Consider the following 3,669-nt stretch of genomic DNA (forward strand, 5'->3'; position numbering starts at 1 on the left):
CCGCCCGCATCGACGACCGACCGGTGGTCGTCGCGGCGACCGACTACACCGTCGCCGGCGGAAGCAACGGGTTGATCGGCAACGAGAAGCACCGCCGCGCCTGCGAGATCGCCGCAACCCGCGGCATCCCGCTGGTGCTGCTGCTCGACGGCGGTGGCCACCGGATCCACGAGGGCCTCGACGCCCGTGACTTCGCCGGTGGCTTCGACATCCAGGAGATGCAGACCCGGCTCAGCGGCTGGGTGCCGATGGTGGCGGCCATCCTCGGCCCCGGCTACGGGCAGCCCACGATCGCCGCCTCCCTGTGCGACTACGTCGTCGCGGTGCGCGGCATCGCCACGGCCGGCATGGCACCGCCCGCGCTCGTGCGTGCCGCCACCGGCGAGTCCACCGACGCCGAGGCGGTCAACGGACCGGACGCCCAGGCGACGTACGGGACCATCGACATGGCCGTCGACACCGAGGACGAGGCGCTCGACGCGATCCGCTGGTACCTCGACCTGCTGCCCTCCAACGCGGAGGCGGAGCTCCCCCTCGAGGTCACCGCGCTCCCCCGCGCCGACGCTGCCGCCGCGATCGACGACGCCGTGCCGGCCAACCTGCGCCAAGGCTATGACATGGCCGAGGTGATCGCCGGGATCGTCGACGAGGACAGCGAGGTCGAGCTCAAGGCCGGCTTCGCACCCAACCTGATCACCATGCTGGCGCGCATCGAAGGCCGCACCATCGGGATCATCGCCAACCAGCCGATGCACCGGGCCGGGATGCTCGACGCCGCCGGCGCAGACAAGGCCGCCCACATGGTCTCGCTGTGCAACGCGTTCGGAATCCCCGTGCTCGTGCTGATCGACCTGCCCGGCCTCGCGGTCGGCGAGGAGGCCGAGCGCTCCGGCCTCGCCCGCTCCAGCGCCCGCCTGTCGATCGAGCTCGGCGCAGCCACGGTGCCGACCTTCACCGTCGTCGCCCGGAAGGGGTACGGCGGCGGCTACGTGATCATGTCCGGCGGTCGCACCTTCCACCCCGAGCTCGTTGCCGCCTGGCCGCACGCGGAGACGGCCGTGATGGCCGTGGAGACGGCGATCGAGCTGGTCTTCCGGCGCGATGTCGACGCCGCTCCCGACCCGGACGCCCGACGGGCAGCCCTCGCGGCGGGCTTCCGTGGTCAGATCGACGCGCTCCGCGGTGCAGAGGGCTTCGGTTACGACGCGATCATCCGCCCCAGCGAGACCCGCGCCTGGCTGGCCGAGCTGCTCCCGGTCCTGCCCCGGCACAGTTCGATGCAGTCGCTGACACCTCGCCGCCACCCGGTCGCGCCACTCTGAGGCCCGTCTGCCTCGCTGTCCGGCGCCCTTGAGGTTCCCGGTGACCGGGCGCACACTGGACGGTGGGGGTCCCTCGGGGAAGGACGCGAACCATGACCGATGAAGAGATCGGCACCGGCGTCGACACCCTCGCCGACACCGTCGCCGAGACCCACGACGTGCTCAGCAAGCGGCTCGCCGAAGCAGGAGCGTGCCGCCCCACCCGGGACCGGCCACGCGACCGCGTGCGCGCGACCGACCCGTTCCTGGCGAGCACCAGCCGCCACGTCGCGGCGGTCAACGCCGTGCTGGGCCCGGCCGCCCGCCGTCACCTCCCGGACGGCCGGCAGCGCGCGCACGAGCTCGTCCACCAGAGCCGGCGACTGGAGGCCGCCCTCTTCCAGACCAAGTCGAAGCTCTACGGCTCGACTTTCGCCGTACGCCGCCCGTGGGCGTCGGTGTGGGACGAGGTGACCGCGGAGTTCGACGCGTGGTGGCGCCTCGAACGGGCGCTGGTCGACGACATCGCCGCGGCCGCGCCGGCCGACGAGCGCGAGCGGCTCGCCGAGCGGCTCTTCCACGCCGAGCAGCACGTGCCCACCCGGCCGCACCCCTACCTCCCCCACCAGGGGGTGCCGGGCCGGGTGGCACGCCAGGTCGCGATGCGCGTCGACCGGTTCTGGGACACCGCCGAGGGCCGGATGGTCCCCGAGCCGGTGCACCCGCACCGCTCGCGCGAGGGCCGGCTGACGCAGTACCTGCTGGCCGACCCGCACGTCGACCCACCGGCACCGGACGAGGGATGACCGGATCCGGGGCGTGAGCAGCGACACGGGTCGATGGTGACCACGACCACTGCGCCACCGCCCGGGTGCGTGGCGCAATGGAACGTCAGCCCTCCCCGGTCCCGGGGAGGCCGCCCACGCGCGCCGAGGCCCGCGACGACGTGGTGCGACACCGATCGACGATGAGGTAGTCGCGGGCACGGGAGAGCCAGCAGTACGCCGGCCGCAGGGGTTTCGCCCCGTGCGACGGCTCGGGGCGAAGGAATCGTTCCGGGGCACCAGCAGCCCCAGCCCGACAGGTCCCCTCTCGCAGGCGTCGCTGCGGAGAACCTCCGGATGTCCACCACCTTCGTGCGCGCTGCCGCGCGCCTGCTCGTCGTGCCCGTCGCCACCTCGGTCTTCCTGGCCGCGCCCGCCCCGGCGAGCCACGCCGTCGACCGGGCGGTCGCGACGACCACCCTCACCGCGGGCAACCCGACGGCCGCCCGGGTCCAGCGCAAGGTCACGCGCGTCGCCCTCGGCGAGCGCGCGGTCGCCAAGGCGCGCAGCCGCGCCGGCAGCCCCYACCGCTACGGCGCCAACGGCCCGCGCGCCTTCGACTGCTCCGGCCTGACCCAGTGGGTCTACAAGAAGCTCGGCAAGCGCCTGCCCCGCACGTCGGGCGCCCAGGCCGGCGCCGTGCGCCGGGTCGGCAAGCCGCGCCGCGGCGACCTCGTGTTCTTCCACAGCGGCGGCCGCGTCTACCACGTCGGCATCTACGCCGGGAAGCGCAAGGTCTGGCACGCCTCGCGACCGGGCCACCCGGTCGCGAAGGAGCGGATCTGGACGCGCTCGGTCTTCTACGGCCGGGTCCGCTGAGGCCCGGCGGGCGTCGTACCCCTTCCGGCGTGCGGGATCATCGGGGCGTGGTCATCTACGTCGACGACATGCAGCTCGCCGCCCGGGTCGGCCCCGTCGACGGCGTCTGGTCCCACCTGCTCTCCGACCTGCCGGGAGCGGCGGGCCGCGCCGAGCTGGTCGCCTTCGCCGAGCGCCTGGGCATCGACCCGCGCTGGATCCAGAACGAGGGCACCCCGACCGAGCACTTCGACGTCACCGAGCCCACCCGCCAGCGCGCCCTCGCCCTCGGGGCCACCCCCGTGCGCTACGGCCGCGAGGTCGCCCGCATCACCATGGCCAAACGCGCCACGTCCCCCGACCCCACCTGACCCCGACGAGGTGCGGGTTGTGGCGGGGCGAAGTGCGGGCTGTGGCGGGGCGAAGTGCGGGCTGTGGCGGGGCGAAGTGCGGGGTGTGGCTACGCGAAGTGCGGGCTGTGGCGGGGCGTCGTCACCACGACGCACATCTCACACCGCCACAAGACGCATCTCGCGCAGCCACAAGACGCACCTCGCGCCACCACAAGACGCACCTCGCACCACCACAAGACGCATCTCGCGCAGCCACAAGACGCACCTCGCGCCACCACGAGGCGCACTTCGTCGGGGCGGGGTCAGCGGCCGGTGTACTCGGGAGGGCGGCGCTCGACGAAGGAGGCCATCGCCTCGTCGAGGTCGTTGCTGAGCAGGAAGGCGGCGTTCCAG

General features: G+C 73.6%; 4 protein-coding genes. All 4 read left to right on the forward strand.

Going from position 1 to position 3,669, the window contains the following annotated elements; translation table 11 throughout:
- Nucleotides 1-1,322 (forward strand): acyl-CoA carboxylase subunit beta (locus tag L615_RS22960; RefSeq protein WP_145726718.1); only part of this gene is annotated, 1,322 nt, incomplete at its 5' end.
- Between the two features lie 92 nt (nt 1,323-1,414).
- Complete coding sequence (locus L615_RS22965) at nt 1,415-2,107, forward strand: hypothetical protein (protein ID WP_145726723.1); 693 nt, start codon at nt 1,415-1,417, stop codon at nt 2,105-2,107.
- Between the two features lie 315 nt (nt 2,108-2,422).
- A complete protein-coding gene (locus L615_RS22970; RefSeq protein ID WP_145726726.1) occupies nt 2,423-2,944 on the forward strand; it encodes a C40 family peptidase in 522 nt (173 codons plus the stop codon).
- Nucleotides 2,945-2,991: 47 nt separating this feature from the next.
- Nucleotides 2,992-3,294 carry a DUF4031 domain-containing protein gene (locus L615_RS22975; protein ID WP_051485910.1) on the forward strand — a complete coding sequence of 101 codons (303 nt, stop codon included), beginning with the start codon at nt 2,992-2,994 and terminating at the stop codon, nt 3,292-3,294.
- The last annotated feature ends 375 nt before the right edge of the window (nt 3,295-3,669 follow it).

The sequence above is a fragment of the Nocardioides sp. J9 genome, assembly GCF_007829375.1.
GTDB lineage: Bacteria > Actinomycetota > Actinomycetes > Propionibacteriales > Nocardioidaceae > Nocardioides.